This window comes from Kaistia dalseonensis (assembly GCF_030814715.1).
Classification (GTDB): domain Bacteria; phylum Pseudomonadota; class Alphaproteobacteria; order Rhizobiales; family Kaistiaceae; genus Kaistia; species Kaistia dalseonensis.
The window spans coordinates 485864-511584 of record NZ_JAUSVO010000002.1 but is presented as its reverse complement, the minus strand read 5'-3'; the positions used below and the strand labels follow the sequence as shown (position 1 = coordinate 511584).

General features: G+C 65.1%; 22 protein-coding genes. 17 read left to right on the top strand and 5 right to left on the bottom strand.

What is annotated here, in order from left to right:
* The first annotated feature begins 297 nt into the window (after positions 1 to 297).
* From QO014_RS08575 to QO014_RS08510, 14 genes are all read left to right on the top strand, one after another.
* Positions 298 to 1200, top strand: coding sequence for a GntR family transcriptional regulator (locus QO014_RS08575; RefSeq protein ID WP_266348266.1), 903 nt, complete (start codon positions 298 to 300; stop codon positions 1198 to 1200).
* 113 nt (positions 1201 to 1313) lie between these two features.
* On the top strand, positions 1314 to 2585 hold the full coding sequence (locus tag QO014_RS08570; protein ID WP_266348265.1) for an ABC transporter substrate-binding protein: 1272 nt from the start codon (positions 1314 to 1316) through the stop codon (positions 2583 to 2585).
* A gap of 89 nt (positions 2586 to 2674) precedes the next feature.
* Entirely contained in the window at positions 2675 to 3541 is an 867-nt protein-coding gene (locus QO014_RS08565) for a carbohydrate ABC transporter permease (protein ID WP_266348264.1), read from the top strand.
* Complete coding sequence (locus QO014_RS08560; RefSeq protein ID WP_266348263.1) at positions 3541 to 4362, top strand: carbohydrate ABC transporter permease; 822 nt, start codon at positions 3541 to 3543, stop codon at positions 4360 to 4362. The genes QO014_RS08565 and QO014_RS08560 overlap by 1 nt, the downstream gene beginning before the upstream one ends.
* Before the next feature lie 99 nt (positions 4363 to 4461).
* A complete protein-coding gene (locus tag QO014_RS08555) occupies positions 4462 to 6684 on the top strand; it encodes a glycoside hydrolase family 95 protein (RefSeq protein WP_266348262.1) in 2223 nt (740 codons plus the stop codon).
* Between the two features lie 222 nt (positions 6685 to 6906).
* The gene (locus QO014_RS08550) at positions 6907 to 7821 is read left to right on the top strand and encodes a phosphotriesterase family protein (RefSeq protein ID WP_266348261.1); all 915 of its coding nucleotides are present in this window, start codon (positions 6907 to 6909) and stop codon (positions 7819 to 7821) included.
* A gap of 129 nt (positions 7822 to 7950) precedes the next feature.
* Positions 7951 to 8790, top strand: a complete 840-nt coding sequence (locus QO014_RS08545; protein ID WP_266348260.1) for an SDR family NAD(P)-dependent oxidoreductase — start codon at positions 7951 to 7953, stop codon at positions 8788 to 8790.
* 514 nt (positions 8791 to 9304) lie between these two features.
* Positions 9305 to 10696, top strand: a complete 1392-nt coding sequence (locus QO014_RS08540) for an NAD-dependent succinate-semialdehyde dehydrogenase (protein WP_266348259.1) — start codon at positions 9305 to 9307, stop codon at positions 10694 to 10696.
* Between the two features lie 74 nt (positions 10697 to 10770).
* Positions 10771 to 11550 (top strand): acetoin reductase, encoded by a 780-nt coding sequence (locus QO014_RS08535; RefSeq protein WP_266348258.1) that lies wholly within the window; start codon positions 10771 to 10773, stop codon positions 11548 to 11550.
* 869 nt (positions 11551 to 12419) lie between these two features.
* Complete coding sequence (locus QO014_RS08530; RefSeq protein WP_266348257.1) at positions 12420 to 13949, top strand: ABC transporter substrate-binding protein; 1530 nt, start codon at positions 12420 to 12422, stop codon at positions 13947 to 13949.
* An 89-nt stretch (positions 13950 to 14038) separates the two neighbouring features.
* A complete protein-coding gene (locus tag QO014_RS08525) occupies positions 14039 to 14986 on the top strand; it encodes an ABC transporter permease (protein ID WP_266348256.1) in 948 nt (315 codons plus the stop codon).
* A gap of 22 nt (positions 14987 to 15008) precedes the next feature.
* Positions 15009 to 15887, top strand: coding sequence for an ABC transporter permease (locus tag QO014_RS08520; RefSeq protein WP_266348255.1), 879 nt, complete (start codon positions 15009 to 15011; stop codon positions 15885 to 15887).
* On the top strand, positions 15884 to 16870 hold the full coding sequence (locus QO014_RS08515) for an ABC transporter ATP-binding protein (protein ID WP_266348254.1): 987 nt from the start codon (positions 15884 to 15886) through the stop codon (positions 16868 to 16870). Before QO014_RS08520 ends, QO014_RS08515 begins: the two co-directional genes overlap by 4 nt.
* Positions 16867 to 17718: an ABC transporter ATP-binding protein gene (locus QO014_RS08510; RefSeq protein WP_266348253.1), complete on the top strand. Its 852-nt coding sequence runs from the start codon at positions 16867 to 16869 to the stop codon at positions 17716 to 17718. Before QO014_RS08515 ends, QO014_RS08510 begins: the two co-directional genes overlap by 4 nt.
* Positions 17719 to 17721: 3 nt before the next feature.
* Here QO014_RS08510 and QO014_RS08505 read toward each other — a convergent pair whose 3' ends face one another.
* Together QO014_RS08505 and QO014_RS08500 are read right to left on the bottom strand one after the other, a co-directional pair.
* Positions 17722 to 18714, bottom strand: a complete 993-nt coding sequence (locus tag QO014_RS08505) for a GntR family transcriptional regulator (protein ID WP_266348252.1) — start codon at positions 18712 to 18714, stop codon at positions 17722 to 17724.
* Complete coding sequence (locus QO014_RS08500; RefSeq protein WP_266348251.1) at positions 18711 to 19472, bottom strand: SDR family NAD(P)-dependent oxidoreductase; 762 nt, start codon at positions 19470 to 19472, stop codon at positions 18711 to 18713. Before QO014_RS08500 ends, QO014_RS08505 begins: the two co-directional genes overlap by 4 nt.
* A 65-nt stretch (positions 19473 to 19537) precedes the next feature.
* Here QO014_RS08500 and QO014_RS08495 point away from each other — a divergent pair, with 65 nt between their 5' ends.
* The 3 genes from QO014_RS08495 to QO014_RS08485 are packed head-to-tail and all read left to right on the top strand — an operon-like array spanning position 19538 to position 21659.
* Positions 19538 to 20716, top strand: a complete 1179-nt coding sequence (locus QO014_RS08495; protein ID WP_266348250.1) for an N-acetylglucosamine-6-phosphate deacetylase — start codon at positions 19538 to 19540, stop codon at positions 20714 to 20716.
* Positions 20713 to 21174 carry a helix-turn-helix domain-containing protein gene (locus tag QO014_RS08490; RefSeq protein WP_266348249.1) on the top strand — a complete coding sequence of 154 codons (462 nt, stop codon included), beginning with the start codon at positions 20713 to 20715 and terminating at the stop codon, positions 21172 to 21174. The genes QO014_RS08495 and QO014_RS08490 overlap by 4 nt, the downstream gene beginning before the upstream one ends.
* Positions 21171 to 21659 (top strand): hypothetical protein, encoded by a 489-nt coding sequence (locus QO014_RS08485; protein ID WP_266348248.1) that lies wholly within the window; start codon positions 21171 to 21173, stop codon positions 21657 to 21659. The genes QO014_RS08490 and QO014_RS08485 overlap by 4 nt, the downstream gene beginning before the upstream one ends.
* A gap of 16 nt (positions 21660 to 21675) precedes the next feature.
* Here the strand turns inward: QO014_RS08485 and QO014_RS08480 are convergent, their stop codons facing one another.
* Genes QO014_RS08480 through QO014_RS08470 form a run of 3 tightly spaced genes read right to left on the bottom strand, consistent with a single transcriptional unit; the run spans position 21676 to position 25616 of the window.
* Positions 21676 to 22728 (bottom strand): malate/lactate/ureidoglycolate dehydrogenase, encoded by a 1053-nt coding sequence (locus tag QO014_RS08480; RefSeq protein ID WP_266348247.1) that lies wholly within the window; start codon positions 22726 to 22728, stop codon positions 21676 to 21678.
* A gap of 37 nt (positions 22729 to 22765) precedes the next feature.
* The gene (locus tag QO014_RS08475) at positions 22766 to 24256 is read right to left on the bottom strand and encodes a M81 family metallopeptidase (protein ID WP_266348246.1); all 1491 of its coding nucleotides are present in this window, start codon (positions 24254 to 24256) and stop codon (positions 22766 to 22768) included.
* Between the two features lie 55 nt (positions 24257 to 24311).
* Positions 24312 to 25616: a type III PLP-dependent enzyme domain-containing protein gene (locus QO014_RS08470; RefSeq protein WP_266348245.1), complete on the bottom strand. Its 1305-nt coding sequence runs from the start codon at positions 25614 to 25616 to the stop codon at positions 24312 to 24314.
* Positions 25617 to 25721 lie beyond the last annotated feature (105 nt).

Here is a 25721-nt window from a genome sequence, read left to right as displayed (position 1 = left end):
TTTTTATTTTTTCCGTGCATTTCCTTCATCCGCAGGGCGCGCCATGATACGCCATGGCTCGAAACACGGCCCGGAGCCGGGCCGAACTGGGGCGGTGAGGATTGTATGCAGCGGCGCCGGCATGTCTCGTCCATCGCCGCGCGGCGCGATCGGTGCCGCGGCGCCCTTGAGCGGGGCTCTGCGAATGCTGCGGGCCGCCGGACAGGCTTGGGGACAACCATGGCGAGCGCCGTTGACCGCGCTGATTGTTCTTATTAATTTCGATCATCGAAAGTAAAACAGATCGGATCTCGGGGCATGGCACGGAGCGACAAGCGGTTCAGGGAGACCTATAACGCCTTGATCGATCTGTGCTCGACTTCAGCGCCGGGAAGCGCGCTTCCCTCCGAGAATGCGCTCGCCGAACGCACGGGCGTCAGCCGAACCGTCATCCGATCGGTGCTGCAGCGGCTGGAGGATGTCGGCATCGTCACCTGGGAGGGCCGGCAGAAGACCGTACTGCGGTCCGCCACGCCCGAGGATCGGCTGAGCATCAAGGACGAATCGCTCAAGCCCGCCGATCTGGAGGGCGCCTTTCTCGAATGGGTGCTTCGCTTCGACGTTCCGGCCGGAACACCGCTGAACATCGCACAACTGGCGCGCGAATTCGCTGTTACGCCGCACATCCTGCAGGAGTTTCTCGCGAGCCTGAGCCGTTTCGGCCTGGTCGAGCGCGGCGCCAAGGGTGGCTGGCTCCTGCTCGGCTTCACCGCCGATTTCGCGGTTGAACTGTCGGAGTTTCGATCAGTCCTCGAACTCAATGCGATCCAGCATGTCCTCGGCAGTCACGTCGATCATGAAATATGGACCGAGCTCGAAGCGCTGCGGCGCGCACATCTCGAGCTGGAAGCCAATATAGACACGAACTATCATGATTTTTCACGGCTGGATGAGCAGTTTCATGCTGCGATCAATTCTGTCGTGAAGAACAGGTTTGCTTCTGAATTCCAGAAGGTCATCTCGCTGATATTCCACTATCACTATATGTGGGACAAGCGCGATGAAAAGGCCCGCAATGCGGCCGCCATTCGCGAGCACCTCGCCATCATCGCGGCGCTGCAATCCCGAGACGAGGATGCGGCTCTGGCGGCGGCCCGGCGCCATCTGAAAACCTCCATGACCACGCTGCTCTCCTCGTTGCGCGACCACCGCCTGGTCTGAGCACGGCTTTGCGCATGTGCCGTTCGCGGGGAAACGGTATTGCCGATGGTCTAAAATCGAAATATACATCCGGCAATGGCGGTCGATAGGCCGCGATCCTGTGGAGGAATCACATGATTCGATTGGGACGCGTGCTCGGCGCGCTCGGCATTGCCGTGACCATGGCCTGCCAACCGGCATCCGCGCAGCCAACCGGCGAGATTTCCTTGATGAACTGGCTCGGAGGAGCCGATGCGGCCGTCATCAAGCAGGTCATCGCCGGCTTCGAAGCCAAATATCCGGATCTGACCATCAAGCAGGTTCCCGTCACGACATCGGGCGATCAGCGCGGCGGTATCCGCACGGCGCTGCTCGGGGGCCAGAAGGTCGATCTCATCATCAATGCCTGGCCGGCCTTCCGCAAGGAACTCGCCGATGCCGGAATGCTGCGCGACGTCTCCTCCGTCTGGACCGAGAAGAACTGGGACAGCCTGCTGTCGCCGACCTGGCGTGAGCTGAGCACGACCGATGGCGCCGTCTACGGCGTTCCCTATATCTTCGGTTATCGGAGCGGAATCTGGCATGAGCCGCAGGATCTGACCCGCATCGGGCTGACCGCGTTCCCGGCCGACTGGAACGGTTTCACGGCCACCTTCGAGCCGCTGCGCAAGGCCGGCTTTGCCGAGCCGGTCGCCTTGCCCGGCAAGATCTACGGCCATAGCGAATGGTTCGAATCGCTGCTGCTGCGTGTCGGCGGCCCGGAAGTGATCAACGAACTCGCCAGTCACAAGATCAAGTGGACCGACGAGCGCCTGGTGAAGGCGCTGCAATTCTACAGCGAGATGATGGCGAAGGGCTGCTGCGCCGACATCCAGACGATCTACGCCTCGCACTGGGACGACGCGGCCGACCGTCTCTTCGTCGACCGGAGCGCCAACTACCTGCTGATCGGCATGTGGATCAACGCCCGCGCCCGCTCGCAATATCATCTGGAGCCCGGCAAGGACTACGCCCTCGGCAAGTTCCCGGCCTTCGGCCTCGGCCATGACGACGATTCGCTGGTCGATTCTAAGGAAGTACTGGCCACCAATCTCGGCGCGAATGCCGAAGGGGCGGATCTCTTCCTCGACTATCTGATCAATGGCGAAGGCGCTGGCATCATCGCCAAGGCGGGCTTCACCGTGCCGACCTCTGCGGTCGATATTTCGGCCTATGATCCCGTCGCCGCGTCGTCGGTCGGCTACGTCAAGGCGGGCAAGGTGCACTTCGTGCTCGGCGACATGCTGCCCGGTCAGCTCGTCGACGAATATCGCGTGGCGCTGCAGAAATTCATCGCCAATCCCGTCGAGGCGCAGATCATGCCGACTTTGGAGCAGATCGAAGCCGTCGCCGCGCAGTCCTATTGAGATCGGGGCTCAGCATGAACAACGCAACCAATGGCGTGCGCGGAGCGCACGCCAGCTCGGCTACGGCGACAAGAGCCACCCGATTTCACATGCCGCAGTCGATGGCGGCGTTTGCCCTGCTGACGCCCGTCGTGATCTTCTTCGGCCTGTCGGTCATCTACCCGCTCTTCGAGACGATCCGTATCTCGTTCTGGCAGATCCGCGGTCTTGGCAAGCCCACCTTCATCGGCATCGCGAACTACCAGCGGCTGTTCACGGATCCGACCTTTCTCGGCACGCTCTGGACCACGCTGATCTTCACGATCGGGGTGACCGTCATTTCGGTGGCGATCGGCTGGTTCCTGGCGATGCTGTGCTCGTTTGCACCGAAGCAGACCTCGATCTTCCGCCTGATGATCTTCGCCACCTTCGGCATATCGGAGGCCGTCGCCGGCTATATCTGGATCGGCATCTTCAGGCCGGGTGAGTCCGGCCTGCTGAACGGCGTGCTGATCGCGCTCGGGCTCGGCGACTGGAGCCAGGCCTGGCTCGGATCGGCCCATTCCGCGCTGATGGCGCTGATCGTCGCGGCGTCGTGGAGCTCGGTCGGCCTGCCCTTGCTGCTGAGCTTCGCGGCCGTGCAGACCATTCCCCGCACCGTGCTGGAAGCCGCCCAGATGGACGGCGCCAAGCCGCTCGCCGTCGTCTGGTACATCATGATGCCGCTTTCGACGGCCGGCGCGCGCGTCGCCATCTTCATCAACCTGCTGAGCGCGCTCCGCGCCTTCGACATCATCTTCGTGCTGACGAATGGTGGTCCGGCGCGGGCGACCGAAACGGTCGGCTTCTTCATGTACCGGGAATCGATGACCCAGTTCAATCTGGGCTACGGCGCCGCGGCGACCATCGTGCTGCTGGTCGCGGTCCTCGTCGTCGCGATACCGGCCATCGCGCAGCGTACGAAGGGAGCCCACTGATGGTCTATCGTGCCCCGAAATGGATCGTCTTCGTCGTCGGCATCATCGCCCTCATCTGGGTGGTGCCGATCATCGGCATCGTCGCCACCTCCTTCCAGACGCCGGATTCGATCGCGCGCGGCTGGTGGCACTTCAGCCAGAACCAGTTCACGCTGAATGCGTGGCGGAAGGTCTGGACCGATTATCCGCTCGCCAACAGCCTCTGGGTCTCGACCAAGGTCACGCTGATCGCAACAGTCCTGACCATGGTCACGGCGCCGGCGGCGGCCTATGCCTTCCACTATCTGAAGTTTCCCCTTCGCCGCACGACGCTCATCATCATCATCAATGCGTTCGTGCTGCCGCAGCAGGTCGTGATCATCCCGCTGTTCCGCCTCTGGCGCGAAATGGGCATGCTCGACAATATCTGGGCTGTCATCATCCCGTATGTCGGACTGAGCTATGCTTGGTCGGTGTTCCTGGTGAAGTCGTTCCTGGAGGATTTCCCCAAGGACCTGATCGAGGCCGCGCGGATCGACGGATGCGGCCCGATCAGCACGTTCACGCGCGTGGTGCTGCCCAATCTGCTGTCGCCGATCTTCGCCTGCGGCATCCTGCAGTTCCTGTGGTGCTGGAACTCGCTGCTGCTGCCCATGCTGTTCCTGCGCAACGACGTCACGCTGACGGTGCTGCTCGCGCGCATTTCGGGCACCTATGATCCCAATGTCGACCAGCAGGCCGTGGCGGCGATCGTCACCGCGATCGTGCCGCTGCTCGTGTTCCTGATCTTCCAGCGCCAGTTCGCCGTCGGCAACCGCGTCTCGAGCGGCGGCAAGGAATAGGCTCGCCGCAGCGCCATCGCAGGTCCGCCTCGCGCATTTCGCGCGCGGCGGCGCAGGCCCGGCTTGCGCCAATTGGCTTCCGTCACAGGTACGAGAACGATGTCCGACAGTCTTTGGTATCCGAAGGAATCTTGGGTCGAGTGGACGGCGGCCTTGCCCGTCGGCAATGGACGCCTGGGCGCGATGGTCTATGGCAACAGCCGTAAGGAGCGCATCCAGCTCAACGAGGATACGCTCTGGACCGGCTCGCCCTACAGCGCCGCTAACAAGGGCGCGCACGCGAATCTGGGCGCTTTGCGGCAACTGCTCTTCGCCGGCGAATATGCGGCGGCCGAGCGTCTCGCCGACGCCAGCATGATGGCGCGTCCGCGCGTCCAGATGACGTATCAATCCGCCGGCTGGATCTTCATCGAGACGCGTCACCGGCCCGAGCCCGGCTCGTATCGGCGCGAGCTCGATCTCGCCTCGGCGGTCGCCTCCATCGATTATCGCCATCACGGCATCCATTATCGCCGCGAGATCATCGCCTCGGCGCCGGACAATGTCATCGGCATCCGGATGTGGACCGAAGGCGGCGAACGGTTCGACAGCGACATCAGCTATGATATCGAGCAGCCTTTCGCGCCGGAGCTGGACGCCGTGCTGGGCGAGATCGTCTGCCGCGGGCGGAACCGCGCCGAATATGGCGTGCCCGCCGGGCTCGACTGGGTCGCCCGGCTGCGCGTGGTTCCCGATGGGGGCGCGATGAGCGTCTATGATAGCGGGCTGAGGCTTGCCGGAGTCAGGGGCTTCACGATCTGGGTCGATGTCGGCACGAGCTTCGTGCGCTATGACGACGTCTCCGGCGATCCGGAAGCCGCGACGACACGCCGGCTCGATGCCGCCGTCGCGCGCGGGTGGGATGCGATCCGGGCCGATCACATCGCCGATTATCAGAGCCTCTATGGCCGCTTCGCGCTCAGCTTCGGCGCGGGCAAGGACGATCTTCCGACCGATCGCCGGGTCGCCGATCCCGTCAAGGAGACAGATCCGTCGCTCGCGGCGCTCTATGTGAACTATGGCCGCTATCTCATGATCAGCGCGTCGCGGCCGGGAACGCAGCCGGCGAACCTGCAGGGTATCTGGAATGCGGAGTTCCGACCGGCTTGGAACTCCAAATATACGGTCAATATCAACGCCGAGATGAACTACTGGCTACCGGACCCGACCAATCTGGCCGCGTGCTTCGAGCCGCTGATCAGCCTGGTGGAGGATGTCGCGGAGACGGGGCGGGAGGTTGCGCGCGAGCATTATGGCACGGGCGGCTGGGTGCTCCACCACAACACCGACCTCTGGCGCGCGACCGGTCCGATCGACCAGGCGGATCCCGGGCTCTGGCCGATGGGCGGCGTCTGGCTCTGCTGCCAGCTCTGGGATCACTGCGTCTATGCCGGCTGGCCGGACGATCTGCTCCGCCGGATCTACCCGCTGATGCGCGGCGCGGCCGAGTTCCTGCTCGACTTCCTGGTCGAATTGCCGGGAAGCGACTGGCTCGTGACGGTTCCGACCAATTCGCCCGAGAATGTCCATCCTTTCGGCGCGAGCCTGTCGGTCGGCTGCGCCATGGACAACCAGCTCGGGCGCGATCTCTTCGATGCGATCCTGGCCGCCGGGGTGGAAGAGGATGAGAGCTTCCTCGCCCGGGTGCGCGAGACCCGCAGCCGCCTGATGCCGGACCAGATCGGCAAGGCCGGCCAGTTGCAGGAATGGCTCGAGGACTGGGACATGGAGGCGCGCGAGATGGACCATCGCCACGTCTCGCATCTCTATGCGCTCTTCCCGGGCCTCGCCATCGATCCGATCGAGACGCCGGAACTGGCGGCGGCCGCGCGCCGCTCGCTCGAGATTCGCGGCGACGAGGCAACCGGCTGGGGCATTGGCTGGCGCATCTGCCTCTGGGCCCGGCTCGGCGACGGCGAACGCGCCTGGACGGTGCTGAAGCGCCAGCTCTCGCCCGATCGCACCTATACCAATCTGTTCGACGCGCATCCGCCGTTCCAGATCGACGGCAATTTCGGCGGCGCCGCCGGCATTTGCGAGATGATCGCGCAGAGCCGGATCGGCGAAATCCGCCTGCTGCCGGCGCTGCCCAAGGCATTGTCGAACGGGTCCGTCCGCGGCCTGCGACTGCGTGGCGGGATCGAACTCGACATGGCCTGGAGCGCCGGCCGCGTGACGTCATGCCAGGTCCGTGCCGTGCATGGCGGGCAACTGACCGCGCGGTTCGGCGGTGAGGTGAAGGTGCTGGAGGTCGTTGCCGGCGCGTGGAGCCGGATCGTCTAGTCGGCGTCCGGGCGGCGCGGAGGGGCTGTGCGGCAGGAAAGTGCGATAAATCGAGAGGTGGGATCCATTCACGGTTTCGACGAAACGATGAATTGAGCGCCTTACCGGCGCTCGCGCTCGCCCCGGCACGGGAACGGTGGTTGAAGCGGGCGGCTATCCGTGCTGGCATGCCCTTGGGGAAGATCTGCCGTCAAACGGATTGGCTCGATTGAGGAGGAATCGATGAAACAGCTCTTTACGACGCTCGGACCGAGGGGCAAGGCGGAGCTGGGCATGATCCTGCCGCACGAGCACGTCTTCGTCGACCTGCGGACGCCGGATCAGCCGGGCTATGCGCGGGCCGAGAGCGCGGATGTCGTGCGGCTGATGGCGCCGGAGATCGAGCGCATCAAGGCGCTCGGGGTCACCGCCCTCGTCGAATGTTCGACCGGCGGCGTCGGCCGGCGGGCGGATCTCGACCTCGCCGTGTCTCTCGCCACGAACTTTCCGATCGTCGTTCCGACCGGCAATTATCGCGAACCCTGGATTCCCGATTGGGTGCGGTCCGCCACCGAGGCGGAGCTCGAAGCCTGGATGCTGGGCGAATTGAATGACGGCATTGAGGATACCGGCGTGCGCGCCGGGTGGATCAAGCTGAGCGCCGGCGATGACGGGATAACGCCGCTCGAGGCGAAGATCCTGCGGGCGGCGGCCCGGGCCGGCGCACAGACCGGCGCCGTCATCGGCAGCCACACCATCAAGGGCAGCGTCGTCATGGACCAGCTCGATATCATCGAGGCGGAGGGCTATCGCGCCGATCGCTTCATCTCGATCCATACCCAGGAAGAGAAGGACTTCGCGCTCAATATCGCCGTGGCGGAGCGCGGGGCCTGGATCGAATATGACCATGTCGGACGGAGCGAGGATGGCGCGGTCGCCGATCTGATCATGAGCGTGCTCGATGCCGGCTATGCCGACCAATTGCTGCTCAGCCATGATCGCGGCTGGTTTGACCCAGCGCTGCCGGATGGCGGAACGCCGCTGCCCTACACCCATCTCTCCACCGTGCTCCTGCCCGAATTGCGCCGGCGCGGCGTGGAGGAGCCCGTCATCACGCTTCTGACCCATACCAATCCGTTCGAGGCTTTCGCGCGCTGATCGCGCGGCGCCTCGGCGTGCATCGGTCGGCTGCGGTCAGCTTCGTTGCCGGTATCGCTCGATATTTTGTCGGCTTACCAATCCCTGGGGCAGGGGTTTTCGGTGGCCGGATTTCTGGAGGAGGACGCCATGACGAGTTTGCAGGACACGGTCGCCGTCGTAACCGGCGGGGGCCGCGGCATCGGACGGGAGATCGCGCTGCATCAGGCGCGCTTCGGCGCCCGTGTGGCCGTGCTGGCGCGAACGGCGCGCGAGATCGAGGAGACGGCGGCGTTGATCGCGACCGAAGGCGGCACGGCGATCGCCAGGGCCGTTGATCTCGTCGATCGGGCGGCCGTGGAAGAGACGTTGAAGAGCGTCGTGGCCGAGTTGGGGCCGATCGATACGCTCGTCAACAATCATGGCTCGTTTCGGGCCTTTGGCCCGATCTGGGAGTGCGATCCCGAGCTCTGGTGGGACGATATCGAGATCAATCTTCGCGGCACGTTCCACACCTGCCGCGTCGTGGCGCCCGCCATGCTGGCGCGGGGCAGGGGCCGCATCGTCAATCTCGTCGGTGGCGGCACGGGGACGAGTTTCCCCAACGGTTCCGGCTATGCGTCGAGCAAGGCCGGTATCATGCGCTTCACCGAATGCCTGAACGACACGACGAAGGAAGGTGGCGTGCTCGCCTTCGCCGTCGATCCCGGCCTCGTCCGGACGGCGATGACCGAGCTGCAGCTCTATTCGGAGGCGGGGAAGACGCATCTGCCCGCCATCCAGCAACTGTTCGACGACGGCATCAACGTTCCTCCGACGCGCGCCGCGTCCCTGATCGCCGATATCGCCGCCGGCCGGTTCGACCCGCTCGCCGGGCGGATGCTGTGCGGCGTCGATGATCGCGACGTGCTGGAACGCGACATGGCCGGGATCGTGGAGCGGGACGGACGGGCGCTGCGCGTCACCGGCATGGATATGGTGAAGCTCTAGTCGCCGTTGCGGGGATCGCCACGGCCGTCCGTGCGCGATCCGACCCCGGCGCCGAGGCGAACCGCAGCCCGCAACAGGCTGCACCATGGCGCTCGTCTCGGCCGCTCGGCCCAAGGCGCCGGATGTCTCTCGGGCCGAGACGGCGCGGGCTGGGCCTGGCGCCGGACGCGGGCGACGGCCCGCTTTCTCCGGCGTGGCAAGATTGCCGCCCTTCCGGAGCGAATTCCTGTACCCGGCCATGCCCTTGCTGGCCGTGCCCTTGCCGGCCGACCCCCGCCGACCACTGACCCGCGCCGGACGTTGAATCGTCGGCGCCCATGATCTGGGTCAAGGCGGATCGGTATGTAAGCCTTAATGATTGTCCCATCGACGCCCGCCTGATCGGAAGGCGATCCGTCGTCATGCCCCCCGGGAGCGGGTCCCGCTCGGCCTCACCATGGCCGGAGCCGGATCCGCTGGCTCGCCATGCTGACGATGCGCAGGCGCGACGGACATATCGTGAAAGGAGCCAGTCATGGCCTATGCAACGACCAATCCCTATACCGGCGAAGTGCTGAAGACGTTTCCGGATGCGACCGACGCCGATGTGATGCTGGCGATCGACAACGCGCACAAGGCGTTTCTGTCCTGGCGGGAAACATCGTTTGCCGATCGCGCCAAGGTCATGCAGAAGGCGGCCGATCTCCTGCGTCGGGATAGCGAGGGCTATGCCAGGATCCTGACGACCGAGATGGGCAAGCTACTCGCCGAGGCGAAGGCGGAAGTCGAGCTTTCCGCCGAGATTTTCGAATATTATGCCGCCCATGCCGAGAAGCTGCTGGCGCCGGAGGCGCTGCCTGTCGCCAATCCGGCCGAGGGCAAGGCGATGCTCGTGCACGAGCCGCTCGGTGTGCTGCTCTGCATCGAGCCCTGGAATTTCCCCTATTACCAGATCGCGCGCATCATCGCGCCGCAGCTCTCCGCCGGCAATACGACGCTGCTGAAGCACGCCTCCAACGTGCCGCAGAGCGCGGCCGCCTTCGAAAACCTGATGAAGGAAGCGGGCCTCCCCGACGGCGCCTTCAAGAACCTCTATGCCACGCGCTCGCAGATCGAGCTGATCCTCAACGATCCGCGCGTCCATGGCGTGGCGCTGACGGGCTCGGAGGGCGCCGGCTCGGTCGTCGCGGCGCAGGCTGGCAAGGCGTTGAAGAAATCGACGATGGAGCTCGGCGGCGCCGATGCCTTCGTCGTCCTCGCCGATGCCGACATGAAGAAGACCGTCGATTGGGCGGTGTTCGGCCGGCACTGGAATGGTGGCCAGGTCTGCGTGTCCTCCAAGCGGATGATCATCGTCGACGAGGTCTATGACGCGTTCCTGGAGCGCTATCGCAAGGGCGTCGCCAATCTCGTGGCCGGCGACCCGCTGGACGCGAAGACGACGCTGGCGCCGCTCTCCTCGCAGGGCGCAGCCGACGAGATCAAGGACAAGATCCGCCAGGCGGCTGCGCTCGGCGCCAAGGCCGAGGAAGTCGGTCCGAGCGTGCCCAACCAGGGCGCCTTCGTGCAGCCGACGATCCTGACCGATGTCGGCGAGGACAATCCGGCGCGCTATTGGGAATTCTTCGGCCCCGTCTCGATGCTGTTCCGCGCGAAGGACGAGGATGACGCCGTGCGCATCGCCAATGATTCGCCCTTCGGACTCGGCGGCTCGGTCTTCACCGCGGACACGGCGCATGGCGCGGAGGTCGCGAAGAAGATCTCGACCGGCATGGTGTTCGTGAACCACCCGACCATGGTCAAGGCGGATCTGCCCTTTGGCGGCGTTCGGCGCTCCGGCTATGGCCGCGAACTGATCGGCCTCGGCATCAAGGAATTCGTGAACCACAAGCTCATCGACGTCGTCGATATCGACGCGCCGTTCTGAGCCGGCTCGGTGCGCCGGTTGCCGCGCGGGAGCGGGCGCGTCCTCCTCATCCAATTCACTGAAAGGATAAAGACATGGCGATCAATGGCAAAGTGGCGCTGGTGACAGGCGCGGGGCAGGGCATCGGGCGCGGCATCGCGCTGCGGCTTGCGAAGGACGGCGCGGATATCGCGCTGGTCGACCTCAAGACCGACAAGATCGCGGCGGTGGCCAAGGAAATCGAGGCGCTCGGCCGCAAGGCGACGACCTTCACCGCCGATGTCAGCAAGCGCGACGAGGTCTATGCCGCGATCGAGCACGCCGAAAAGGCGCTGGGCGGCTTCGACGTGATCGTCAACAATGCCGGCATCGCCCAGGTGAACCCGATCGCCGACGTGACCCCGGAAGAAGTCGATCGCATCTTCAAGATCAATATTGAGGGCGTGCTCTGGGGCATCCAGGCGGCTGCGGCGAAGTTCAAGGCGCGCGGCCAGAAGGGCAAGATCATCAATGCCTCCTCGATCGCCGGCCATGACGGCTTCGCGCTGCTCGGCGTTTATTCGGCGACCAAATTCGCCGTCCGCGCGCTGACCCAGGCGGCGGCCAAGGAATATGCCTCGGCCGGCATTACGGTGAACGCCTATTGCCCGGGCATCGTCGGCACCGACATGTGGGTCGAGATCGACGAGCGCTTTTCCGAGCTCACCGGCGCTCCGAAGGGCGAGACCTACAAGAAATATGTCGAAGGCATCGCGCTCGGCCGCGCCCAGACGCCGGACGACGTCGCGGCGCTGGTCTCGTTCCTGGCGAGCGCTGATTCCGATTACATCACTGGCCAGGCGATCCTGACCGATGGCGGCATCGTCTATCGCTGAGGCGCGATAGCCGGTTCCGGCGTGCGTTTCGCATCGATGTTCATGGCATCGGTGCGAACGCGCCAAGACGCTGCGAGCCGCCGTAATCGACCACCGTCAGACTGTCGACAAACCCCGTCATCTTGGCGGGGTTTTGTTTTGGGGTCGGACGAGGCTTCGCAAGTGCGCATAACGTGGCGGACGGCGCCGCCTGGCATCGGCGAAGGCGCGATCTTCCGACGGCGCTCGCGGATCGCCGCGCGTGCGACGGCACGAGATCTATCGCTGCGTCGCCACGGGTCGATTGCTCGGGCCGGTGCGTAGCCTTCGGCTCCCAATCGGATCGGGACAGCGGCCCCAATGGGTCGCGATGGAACCGGATATCCGATGGGTGAACGTTCAGGCAGAGGCCCGTCGCTGCCATAGGTCACCGACATCACGATGCTCATTGCAGGGACGGTCCGAGGACCGAACCGTGGCGGAACGCCCGCGCCTGTTGTGAAGATGCCGAGGCGTCATGATCATCGTTCTATATTATGGGATGATTGGACTGCGAGGTTCTACTATTTCGGCGCCGCATTTGATTGGTGTGGATGATATTACTTGCAAATCGCCATTCCTCTATTCAAACTGACGTCATGAATAGGAATTCTCGTTCCACAATATGGGACGATCTTCCGGGGATCGAAATCGGAAGCCGCGAGCTTCCATGTCGCATGTCGGGCAGCCGGCGTGCGGCAGAGGCAGAACGTGCCACGAAATGCCGCCGGCGGCGCGAGCCGCGGGCGCACGCGCCGAAGCGGACGGCATCGTGCCGATGCAGTCCGCGCCATGCAGAGACGTCTAAACGTCCAGTACTTCCAGAAGGGAAAACCGAGATGCAGTCCAGAATGCGACCTATCCATCGGCGTATCGTCCGCCTCATGGCGGCAGCAGCGATCGTCGCGACGGCCCTCGGCGGCCTCGATTCGCTCGCGCAGGCCGCTTCGCCGCGTGCCGCCGAGAACAAGATGATCCTCGTGGCCCGGCAGGACCCCGGTACGCTCGATTTCGTCAAGAGCAACCTGACGGCGATGCGGCTGTGGATCCCCGCCAACGTCGTCGAGCCGCTGGTCTATTTCAACAAGGACGGCAGCGTCGAGCCGGGGGTCGCCGAATCCTGGACCATCAGCGATGACAAGCTGACCTATGTCTTCAAGATCCGGGAGACCACCTTCTCGGACGGCACGCCCGTCACCGCGGACGACGTGGTCTATTCGCTCAAGACCATGCAGGGGAGCCCGGTCGTCGATTATGCCGCCGCCTATGAAGCGGTGAAATCGATCGAGAAGGTCGACGATCACACCGTGAAGGTCACGCTTTCGCGTCCGAGCCAGAATTTCTGGCAGGGCATGGGCTCGATCTCGGGCCTTGTCCAGCCGCAGGCGAATGCGGCGAACATCGCCACCAAGCCGATCGGCACCGGCCCCTACAAGCTCGTGAACTATACGACCAACAGCGCCTTCGAATTCACCGCGAATCCGACCTATTGGGGTGCGAAGCCCGCCATCAAGGACGTCACGGTCCGCATCATCACCGATGGCACCGCCGGCCTGAATGCGCTGGAAGCCTCGGAGGTCGATGCGCTGCCGGTCATCACCATCGATCTGTGGGAGCAGCTCGGCAAGCGCGAGCTCGACAAGAAATACTCCCTCGTGACCTATCCGCAGGTCGGCGAGCCGACCTATGCGGTGCTGAACCAGAAGCTCGACAAGGGGCTACGCGAGACCATCGCCCGCACCTTCGATCGCCAGTCCTATAATGATGCCTTCGGTGCGGCCTGGGGTGCGGAAAACACCTGTACCTTCGCGCTGCCGAACCAGGTCTGGTACGAGAAGGAAAGCCCGGAAAGCTGCCCGTTCCCCTATGACATGGAAGGCGCGACCAAGACGATCGCCGAAAAGGGCTATGGCAGCACGCCGCTGGAATACGCCTCGCTCAGCGACGTTCCCGACCTGTCGCTGCCGGCCGATATCATGGTCCCCTCGCTGCAGGCCGCCGGCCTCAACGTCACCCGCAATGCGATCGACCTTGCGCGCTATTCGCAGCTGATCTTCCAGGGCCGGCCGCCGCAGTTCGACATCACGGTCATGTCGGGCGACGCCAATCCGGTGCAGTGGGCCTGCCCCGATCCGTCGAAGGCCGGATGGAGCACCTATTGCTCGGCCGAATACACCAAGGCGCTGGCTGATGCCGATGTCGCGCTGACCGATCAGGACTATGCCGCCAAGATGAAGCAGGCGGCCGATATACTGCGCAAGGATGCGGTCATCATTCCGCTGATCGCCAAGAAGGGCGTCGGTCTCTTCGACAAGGACCTGAAGGGCTTCCAGGAGCCGCGTGTCGCCGTGGCGATCGAACTGGCCAAGCTGCACTGGTAGAATTGCCGGTCTAGACCCGCAGCCGCTGCGCCTCGGGGCAGCGGCTGCGCCGTCGATTGATTGGATAGGCATTTCGCTGGGACAGGTGAATGACGATCTATGTGTTGCGCAAACTGGCGTTCTTCGTTGGCGCCGTCTTCGTCGCTTCGGTGGCGATCTTCCTCCTGATCCGCGGTGCTGGCGGCAATGTCGCGGCGGTCGTGCTCGGCAAGAGCGCCACGCCCGAGGCGATCAATGCGCTCGCCCATGTCTATGGCCTCGATCGCCCCTTGCCCGTCCAGTATGCCGACTGGATCTCCAACATGCTGCGGGGCGATTTCGGCCGTTCCTTCCGCACCAATGAGAGCGTCGCCGATCTCGTCACGGCGCGCCTCTCCATCTCCATTCCGCTGTCGCTTTCCGGGCTGATCCTCGGACTGCTCATCGCCATTCCCGTCGGCACCTATGCGGCGCGCAATGTCGGCACGCCGTCGGGCGCGGTGCTGGCGCTGGTCAGCCAGGTCGGCGTTGCCGTGCCGGTGTTCTGGGCCGGCATTCTGCTTTCGCTGCTGTTCGGCGTGCGGCTCGGCTGGCTGCCGACCGGCGGTTGGACGCCCTGGTCGCAGAGCGTCACCGAGGCGCTGCGCTCGCTGGTGTTGCCGGTGCTGTCGCTCGGCCTGATCATGGCGGCGACGCTGATCCGCTATGTCCGCTCCGCCGTTCTCGACGTCATGAACCAGGACTATCTGCGCACCGCGCTCGCGGTTGGCATGACCCGAACGCAGGCCCTGCTGCATGTCGGCCTGCGCAATGCCGCCTTGCCGCTCGTCACCATCATCGGGCTACAGATCGCCGAACTGATCGGCGGCACCGTGATCATCGAAACGGTCTTCTCGCTGCCCGGCCTCAGCCGCATGATCCTGGCCAATGTGGCGGCCCGCGAGGTGATCGTGGTGCAATCCACCGTCATGATCATCATCGTCTTCGTCATTACCGTCAATTTGCTGGTCGATTTGCTCTACGGCGTTCTCGACCCGCGCGTTCGGGCGACGCGCTGAGCCCAGCACCAGGATGGACACCATGAACAATTCCGCCATTCCTGCCGTGCAGGCGGCTGATCCCCCGACCCGTCGCCGGCTGCCGCGCAACGCCTCGCTGATCATCGGACTCGTCCTGACCGGCATCTTCCTGCTGGTCGCGCTCGCTTCGTTCTTCTATCTGCCGTCGAACCCGAACGTCCCGGATATCCGTCATCGCCTGTTGCCCGCCGGTGCGCCCGGCCATTGGCTCGGCACCGACGTTCTCGGCCGCGACATCGTCGCCCAGCTGATGGTCGGCGCCCGCACGTCGATCCTCGTCGGGGCCGGCGGCGCCACGCTGAGCCTGCTGTTCGGCACGATCACGGGTCTTGCGGCGGCCGCGGCCGGCAAGCTCACCGACGAAACGATCTCGCGCGGCGCGGATATCATGCTGTCGATCCCCGGCATGGTCACCGCGCTGGTGCTGGCGGCGACGCTCGGCTCGGGCGCGCTCACCACCATCCTGGCGCTGACGGCATTCTTCACGCCGTCATTCACGCGCGTCATCCGCTCGGCCGCGATGGGCGTGCTGCAGGAGGATTTCATCACGGCCGCGAGGCTCTATGGCCGTGGCCGGATCTTCGTGCTGGCGCGGCACGTGCTGCCGAACATCGCCGGCGTGATGATCGTGCAGTTCACGCTCTATTTCGCCGCCGGAATCCTGACCGAGGCCGGCCTCTCCTATCTCGGTGTCGGCGTGCACCGGCCGTCGATCTCGTGGGGCATGATGCTGAACGAGGCGCAACAGCAGGTGGGCGTCTCCTCGCCCCTCGCCATCTGGCCGGGCTTCGCCATCGTCCTCCTCGTGCTGGGCCTCAATCTGCTCGGCGACGGTCTGCGCGATGTGCTCGACCCCAAGCTGTCACGGAGGCGCGGATGAGCGGCGCCAACGCCCTTGAGGTGCACAATCTCGTCGTGCGCCATGATATGCTCACGGCCGTGCGCGGCCTCTCCTTCGCGCTTCCGGTCGGCGGACGCATGGGCCTCGTCGGTGAATCCGGCTCCGGCAAGACGTTGACGGCTCTGGCGCTGATGGGGTTGCTGCCCATGGGCTGGCAGGCCGATGGCAGCGTTCTGCATGACGGCGTCGATCTCATCCGCCAGTCCGACCGCGCGCTGGCGCACCGGCGCGGCCGGACGATCTCGATGGTGTTCCAGGATCCGCTGTCGTCGCTCGATCCGGTCCGCCGCGTCGGCTACCAGGTCAGTTCCGTGATCCGGCGGCACATGAAAACCTCCCGGCGCGAGGCTGAACGGCAGACGATCGAACTCTTCCGGCAGATGTCGCTGCCGCGCCCCGAGCAACTGGTGCGGGCCTATCCGCACGAGATATCCGGCGGCCAGCGGCAGCGCATCATGATCGCCATGGCGCTCGCCTGTTATCCGCAATTGATCATCGCGGACGAGCCGACCACGGCGCTCGACGTGACGGTGCAGAAGCAGGTGCTGCGGCTGCTGAACGGCGCTGTCGAGCAACGTGGCTGCGCGCTGCTGATGATCACCCACGACCTGCCGATCATCGCGGCGATGTGCGACACGGTCGCGGTGATGTATGCCGGTCGCATCGTCGAGATGGGGCCCGTCGGACAGGTGTTTCGTTCGCCGCGTCATCACTACACGCGCGGCCTGCTCGAGTCACAGCCGACCATGGACAACATTGCCCTCGACGGCAGCTCGCGGCTGACATCGATCCCCGGCATGGTGCCGCCGCTGCACAGTCTGCCGACGGGCTGCGCCTTCCATCCGCGCTGCGCCGCGGCGACGGAGAAATGCGTGGCCGAGGTGCCGACGCTCGAGGGCGGAACGCGTCGTGCCGCGTGCTGGCATCCGGTCGAGTCCATGGCGGAGGCTGCAGCATCATGACCACTCATACGAACGCTCCCTTGCCGACGAATGAGGCGATGCGGCCGATTCTGGAGATGCGGCAGGTCACGCAGACCTACACGCTGGCGCGGCAGAAGCTGTTCGAGGCGCGGCCGACGCTGACCGTGCTCGATCATATCGATTTCGACGTCCGACCGGGCGAGGCGGTCGGCCTCGTCGGTGAATCCGGCTCCGGCAAGACCACGCTCACCCGCATCCTGACCGGCATGGAGCAGCCGCGCGAGGGTCATGTCCTGTTTGACGGCCGCGACGTGTGGACGGCGGAGCCCAGCCATCGGCAGTTGTTCCGGCGCTCGGTGCAGGTCGTGATGCAGAACCCGCGCAGCTCTCTCGATCCGCGCATGCGCCTGGGCGCATCGCTGCTGGAACCGCTGCGCAGCCTGCGGATCGAGGGCGATCATGCCGCTCGGGTCTATCAGGTGCTCGATCAGGTGGGTCTCAGCCGCAATGCGCTGGAGCGTTTCCCGCACGAATTCTCCGGCGGCCAGTTGCAGCGCATCGCCATTGCCCGCGCCTTGATGTCCGGCCCGAAGGTGCTGATCGCCGACGAGCCGGTCTCCGCGCTCGACGTCTCGATCCAGGCGCAGGTGCTGAACCTGCTCAAGGATCTGGTGCGCGATCTCGGTCTGGCGCTGGTGTTCATCGCCCATGATCTCTCGGTCGTCGCCTATACGACCAGCCGTGTTTCGGTGATGTCGGCGGGACGGATCGTCGAGATCGGCAAGCCGCTCGATCTCTTCACCCACCCGAAGGCGGAGGCGACCCGCAATCTCGTCGGCGCCATCCTGACGGTGGAAAGTGGCCTCGCCGGCAATGCGCTGGCTTAGGCTCTACGGGCGGAACCGTGCCGGATAAGTGTGGATCGCCGGCGGCCGCTGGCGATCGCCGAGATGGGCATAGATCATCGGCAGGATCGTGCGCATCCAGCCGGCCGTATCGACCACGAAGCCGGGCGCTGCGGAATCGAGCAGGAACGGATAGATGGCGGCGTCTGGGACGATCGAGCGGATCAGCGGCCGCCAGGCCTGATGGATATGGCCGCAGACGACATCAGGCCGGACTTGCTCGATCGCGGCCTTGAGGGCGTCGGTGTTGCCGACATCGGTCTCCTGATTGACGGCAATGATCTCGAGCCGCTGGTCGACCTTGGTGCCGGCGCCGGCATGGCGGAAGGCGTCGAGGCGCGCCGCCTGCTCGTTCGAGCTGAACTTCGAGTCGAGATAGAGATAGGTCCGCCGCCGGGCGCCGGACTCGCGGAACATCTCGGCAAAGGCGGGGCCATAATCGAGGCGGTAGCTGTGGAAGCGGTCGCCGTCGAGGCTCGCATCGATCAGGCTGACCTGGCTCGATGTCTCGCCAAGCGCTTCGAGCCGCGTTTCGCCGGTAAAGCCGGTCAGCACCACGGCGTCGAGCGCATCCCACATGCCGACCGGCATGCGCTGGTGGGTGAAGCTGCCCATGATGAACTCATGACCGTCGGAGACGACGCCCTTCTCGAACGCCATCACCAGCCGCGTATAGAACTCGTTGTCGAAGATGCCGCCGCCGACGGTATCCCGATTATAGAAGAAGCCGATGCGCCAATGCGCCTCCGCCCAGGGCGTCTGCACCAGGAACGACCCCTTGCCGACCTGCCGCCGGATGATCCCCTCGCTCTCGAGGTCCTTCAACGTCTTGACGACCGTGATCAGGGAGAAATCGCAGAACCGGACGATCTCGTTCTGCGATTCGATGCGGTCGCCGGCGCCGAGCCCCAGCGTCTTCCAGCGCCGGAACAGCGTATCGCGCAGTTGCAGATGGCGCGGCGAGGACTCGATCGTCAAACGGGGGGCTCCCAGGTCTTCTGGATGGCGAGGATGCCGCCGTCGACGAACAGCATCTGGCCGGTGATATAGCCCGCCGCGGGCGAGGCGAGGAAGACGGCTGCGCCGCCGACATCATCCGGCTGGCCGATACGGCCGAAGGGGATCTGCGCATTGAGCGATTTGCGCACGCCCGGCACGTCGAGGCCGCGCTTGGTCAATGGCGTCTCGATGATACCCGGCCCGATGCCGTTGACGCGAATGCCCCGCCCGGCGAGCGAGACCGCGAGCGAGCGCACCAGCATCAGCACGGCGCCCTTCGATGCGTCGTAGACGACGCTGTGGCGCTCGGCCATCACCGAGTTGGTCGAGCCGACGCACAGGATGCTGGCGCCCTGCTGATCCGGCGCAACCTTGCGGACGAAGGCCTGTGAGGCGAACACATAGGCCTTCACGTTGAGGTCGAAGGTGCGGTCGAAGATCGCTTCGGTCAGATCGTCGAAAGGCACGTCGAGGAAGGTGCCGGCATTGTTGACCAGCGTATCGAGGCGCCCGAGCTTGGCATGGGCGGCCTCGATCAGCATCTCGGCGCCCTTGGCGGTGGAGAGGTCGGCCTGCACGAAATGGCATTCCGTCAGCGCGCTCAATCGTTCCACCGCCTCGGTGTTCGGCAGGTGGGAATTGATCACCAGCCGCGCGCCCTGCTGCGCAAACGCCTCGGCGATTGCGAAGCCGATTCCCTGGGTCGAACCCGTCACGCACACGCAGGGCTGCGCCATGTCTTTCTCCTTGAGCTGCTCAATTATTTTGTTAGCATGATAACATCATAACGATGGATTTCGCGATGCGCGTCAAGCAGAGATGGTCGAACGTCACCGTCGTCACGCCGGCAGAGCAGGCGGCCGCCGATCTGCTGATCGATGGGGACCGCTTCGCCGGCGTGGTCCCAGCCGAGACGGTCGTCGGAGATGATTGGCAGGCGATCGACGGCAAGGGCGCGGTCCTGTTTCCGGGCATTATCGATCTGCTGCAGCATGGCTATGGCACGCGCCTCTACAACGACACCGAGCAGGGGGCGGTGGCCGAGAATTCGCTGGCGTTGCTGGCGCGGGGCGTCACCGGCTTTCTACCCTCGATCAGTTGCCTGCCGCCTGGGACGATGGAGGGCGTGCTCAGCCGTCTGGCGGCGCAATGCGGCGAGGCGAAGGGTGCGCGGGCGCTCGGCGTGCACAGCGAGGGGCCGTGCTTCGGCTCGCCCGGCGCGCATAATCCTGAGAACATAGTGGCGCCCAGCATCGAACTGGCGGAACGCATGCTCGCCGCCACGGAGGGCACGCTGAAGGCGGTAACGGTCGCCCCCGAGCGCGAGGGAGCCGAGGGCTTTATCCGTACGCTGAAACGCGCCGGGGTCTCGATTCATCTCGGTCACAGCCAGGCGCGGCCCGAGAATGTCTCGCGCTATGTCGGCTGGGGCCTCGACGCCGTCACGCACATGTACAATGTCATGCCGACCTATCCGCCCGGCGGCATGGGCGTGCACACCGTATCGCTGACCGACGCGCTGCTGGCCGAGCCGACATTGGCCCTCGGCCTGATCTGCGATGGCATCCATGTCGATCGGCAACTGATCCGGCTGCTGGCGCAATTGCCGGCCGATCGGGTCTTCCTCGAAACCGACGCGATGAAATATGCCGGCACGCCGGGCAGGAAGTTCGAGTTCTATCCCGGCTATTGGGTCGAGAGCGTGCCGGGCAAGGCGGTGCGGGACGAGAATGGCGGCCTCTGCGGCTCGTCGCTGACGCCGGACGAAGCGATGCGCAACTATCTGCGCTTCTCCGGCCGGGATCTTGTCCGCGCCGCCCATGCGGCCAGTCTGGTGCCGGCTCGGGTGATCGGCATGGCGGCCGATATCGGCAGCATAGAGCGGGGCAAGCGGGCCGATTTCGCCGTGCTCGACCCAGCGACATTGGAGGTCCGCGCCACCTATCTCGATGGTCGGTGCGTCCATGGGAGTGCATCATGACGACATCTGGTGACGGAAGCCTGCGCTATCAGGAGGGGGGCAACGTCCACCTCGATTTCCATGGCGCCATCAACACCACGATCGATTTCATCGTCGAGCGCTTCGGCGTTGCGGCGATGGATGCGATCTTCGCCAGCGTCGGCCGCGACGTCTATGCCGGCATCCGCCGCGACCTGCTCGCCGGCGATACGCGGCAGCTCGTCGCCCATTGGCGCCACTTCTTCGACCGCGAGGGCGCCGACTACGACATCGACATCGGCGAGGATGCGATCGTGCTGACGGTTCGCCGCTGCCCCGCCTGGCATCATGTCCAGTCGCTGGTCGGCCGGGTCTCGCCGCATTTCTGCGATCAGACGATCCGCACCAACGAGGCCATGGCCGAGGGTTCACCCTACGCGGTGGATACCGAAATCACCGGCCCGGGCGCCTGCCGGCAGATCATCCGGAGACGGTCATGATTCCGAGCGATCATTTCACCCGCTTCTACAACGAAGTGTTCAAATTCCTCGAAACGCAGGGCGAGGAGGCGCTGGAAGCCTATTGGCTGGCGATCTCGAAGAACCAGGAGCGCCACATCCTCGAGCTGATCCAGACGCGCGGCCTTGACGGCATGTACGAATACTGGTCGCACATCAAGATCGAGGAAAACTGCGACATGGACATCGATCTCGACGATGACCGGCTGGAACTGAGGATGCATCTCTGTCCGAGCCTCAGCAAGGTGATGGACAATGACGCCGCGCCGATGGATCGCTATTGCGACCATTGCGCCGGCTGGATCGGCCCGATCATGGACAAGACCGGCTACCACATGGTCTACGACGCGATCGATCGGCAGAAGCCGCAATGCGTGATGAGGATCTTCAAGGATAAGGACAAGGCGCGCGCGGCCGAGACGGGCGCGGAGCTGCTGATGGGCTGGCCAGGGCGCCGCGCGGACTGACGTTCCGCGCCGAATTCTACGGCAGGTCGATCGCCGTCAGCCCGACATCCCGCGCTGCGGCAGCGATCTGATCAAGCGTTTTCGGGTCGAGCGGAATGCCGTCGCGCAGCCGGAGCGCGCGTGTTTCCAGTTCCGGCGTGCCGGGTAGCTTGATCGAGGCGCCATCGGCGTTTTCGGAGAGTACCCAGCCGAGCACGGCCTCCAGCTCCTGCGAGAACGCGGCGGCGGTACCGATCTGCTCGGGCGACACGATCACCGAGAACATCGAATTGATCGTCGTGCCGGCGCCGTCCGGACCGGACTGCGTCTTGCCGCCGACCAGCGCGGCACCGAGCAGTTCGCAGGCGAGCGCCAGCCCCCAGCCCTTGTGATCGCCGAAGGTCACCATCGAACCGGGCGGGGTCGCGAACAAGGCGGCCGGATCGGTTGTCGGGCGCCCTTCGGCGTCGAGCAGGGCGCCTGGCGGCAGCGCCTCGCCCTTGTTGTGGGCGACGCGGATCTTGCCCATGGCGAGCTGGCTGGTGGCGAAATCGACGATCACGGGCGGCGCATCCGGCCTCGGAAAGCCGGCTGCAAACGGGTTCGTGCCGAGCCGCGCCCGCGTCCCCGCGAATGGCGCGACGAACGTGCCTGCGGCGACGTTGACGAAGTGCAGCGACACCATGCCGGCGCTGGCGCATTGCTCGGCCCAATGGCCGATCCGGCCGACGTGATGGCTATTGCGCAGGCTGACGATGGCGCTGCCGCTTTGGCGCGCCCGCTCGATCCCGAGCGCCATGGCGTCGTGTGCCATCACCTGGCCGGCACCATTGCCGGCGTCGCAGATCAGCAGGCTGCCGGTATCGAGCGCCACCATCAGGGTCTGGTTGAGCACAAGCCCGCCGGCACGCGCGGTCGAGATATAGAGTGGCAGGACGCCGACGCCATGCGAATCGTGGCCACGCAGATTGGCCTCGACCAGATGATCGGCGACGAGCCTCGCCTCCCGCTCTGCCGAACCGGCGGCGCGCAGCAGGCTCGTCGTCGCGCTCCGCAGCCGCTCGGCGGCAATCCGATGAATTTCGGCCATGACCGACTCCTTCCCGAGGCTGCGACGTTCCGATCGTTCAGCTCTGTGGCCGCTCGCGCCAGTCCGTCACCGGATCGAGCGGATAGATCGGCCGGGGCGTGCGCGCCCAGGGAAGCGCAAAGACGTCGGACTGGCCTGGCCCGCGCGTATCGACGCGAATAACCTCGGAGGTGATCGGCGCGAAATACTGGAAGTTGGACGCGGTCTTGAGCACGGCCATCTTGTACTGGCTGAGATCGACGCCGAGCGCCTCATAGACACCCGGCAGATTTCCGGCGACGCCGCGCAGTTCCGTGATCATCAGCGTGACCGGCCCGACATCGAACAGCACCGCCTGGCCGAGATCGACCTCGCTCTGATGGTTGTAGTCGAGCTGGACCACACCGCCGCCGACCTTGCGAACAATACCGGTGACCGTGAGCGGGCTGAAGAAGGCGGTCGCCGCGTCACCACCGAGCGCCAACGTCACCTCCGCGCCCTCTCCGGCAGCCGAAAGCGTCGCTGCCGCAATCGGCGAGATCATCGGCACCAGCGCGCGGCCCGTGATGCCGAGCCGCAGCATCGCCTCGAGAATCAGGTTGCTGTCGCCGGCCGAGCCGCCGAAGACCGTATCGCCGGTGTCGCTGAGTACGACGATGCCGGCCGCGGCGGCATCGGCCATGCGCACCGCGTCGTCGATCGATACCGCCTCGCGGATCTGGAACTCATCGCGCAGCGACCATGCGAGATCGGCCAGTTCGTCGGCGAGCTGGTTGGCGAGTGCCGGATCGTTGTCGGTGACCACGATCGTCGCCCATCCGCCCTCGTCGACATCCAGCCAGGGCTGCATCGGATAGTTCGAGGCCTGCAAAACGCGCGGATCCGCTTCGATTGCGCGGGCGCGATCGAACCAGATCTTCATCGGTCCCTTCGAAGTCAGGAACTGCTCCTGATGCGATACGAGCGGGATCTTGCGCCAGGCGGTGGTCGGCTTCAGCCCTTCGGTCAGAATGCGGATCAGCAGTCTGGTGCCGATCAGGCCGGTATCATGGGGATCGTGCGGTTGCGTCCGGTGGCCGACGATCGCCGTGGCGTTGTCGATGATCTTTCTGGTGATATTGGCATGGTGATCGAGGCCGAGCACGATCGGTACGTCCGGCCCGAGCAGGCTGCGGCAGAGCGCGACCTGCTCGCCCTCGACGTCGTCGACGCCTTCCGCCGAGCAAGCGCCGTGCAGCTGTAGCGCCAGGCCGTCGATCTGGCCGGCGGCGAGCAGCCCCTGGCGGATCCTGTCCTGGAAGAAGTCGAAGGCCTCCCGGCTGATCCGTCCACCGGCCACCGCCCAGGCGCGGATGATCGGGACCGATTCGATGGCCAGGCCCGATTCCTCGATCGCCTGGATATGCCCGCCGACCTGACCATAGCCGCGCAATTTCTCCTCGATCTCGGCTCCCTCGAAGATCCCGAAAGATTCGAAATCGGCCAGCGTGGTCAGCACCGGGTTGAAGTCGTTGGTTTCCTGGGCAATGTGAATGAGGGCGATGCGCAAGGCATGTCTCCGGATAGCTCGGTTGTATCTGTCGCGACGGCCGGCAGGGCCGCCGTCAGAAGAAGGTCTTGATCGCCCCCGTGACACGGTAATCCGGGTCGACGAGCATGAGCAGCGACCATTTGTCGAAGGTGGTGCAGGGATGGCCGATGCCGAAGGCGACCATGTCGCCGGGCTTTAGCGGGCTGTCGGCTGGCGTAACGAGATGGCAATGCTGGTCATTGAGCGCCACGACCTCATGGCCGGCTGGCATCGGCGCAGGCGCCGTCATGGTGCCATCCGGCCGATACCAGCGCAGAGGCACAGGCATGCCGGCATCGTAGCTGATGTCACGCTTGCCGAGTGTCAGCATGGTGCGACCGTTCTCCGGCCGGGATTGCACATGCGCCCAGACCTCCAGCGCCGCTTCCAGGCCGCCCGGGGGCAGATGCAGTGTCGTCTCGTCCAGAATGCGGTGGAAGGCGGCGGCATAGCCGAGGCTGTCATGTGTCAGGTAGCAGCCCGAGCGAAGGACGCGGAGCACCGGTCGTTCGAAGTTGACGCGGCCGAACCGCTCGCCAACACGGTCGAAGAACGAAGAGCCGCCGGCGCTGAGCACGATCGGGCCGTCGTCCGGCAGCAGGCCTTCGTCGAGCGCGAGGCGCGACAGCATCGCAACATCGTCGATCAAGCCGTCGGCGGCCTCCGGCGAGGGCAGAAGCCCCTCGAAACACTCGAAGCCGCCGAGCGCCAGTCCCTCCGTCGCCGCGACGATGCGTGCGAGCTCCATCGCCGCCTCTATTGACCGGGCGCCGGTGCGCCCGCCGATGAAGCCGATCTCGACCAGCACGCGCAGAGGGTTGCCCGCCGGTGGCGGATTGAGCCGCGCGCCTTCCGCCAGCATGGCGATGCCGTCCTGGCCGTCCGCCAGGCAATAGAGCTCGAAGCCGTCGCTCGAATGCAGCGCCCGGAAGCAGGCGTCGATCGCCTGCGCGCCGACCGGCTGGTTCGCGAGCAGCACGCGCTTGACGCCGAAACGGACGCAGACACCGAGCTGCTGGACTGTCGCGACCGTCATCGCCCATGCGCCGTCGGCGAGCTGCAGGTCGAACAGGAAGGGCGACATCGTGGTCTTGCCATGAGGCGCGATCAGCAGATCGTTGGCCGCGGTGAAGGCTCCCATCCAGGCGCTGTTGGCCGCCACGATGTCCTGCCGGATCACGGCGAGCGGCAGCGGCAGGTCGCCGCGAAGCACGTTCCAGCCCTGCGCCGCGACATCACCGATGCGCAGGTATGGCGCATCGAAAGGCAGGCCTTTGGTAGACGGGTCGAGCGGCAGGTCGTCGAGTGCGGTCAAGTCGAGGCGGGGAAGCAGGCGCATGGATGGCGATCCGACGATTCCGGAGAGAGGCGTGTCAATTCTGAGAGCCGTGCCAGCTCATCTCTATCATTCCATTATATGGAACGAATATCGATCTCTGATAGA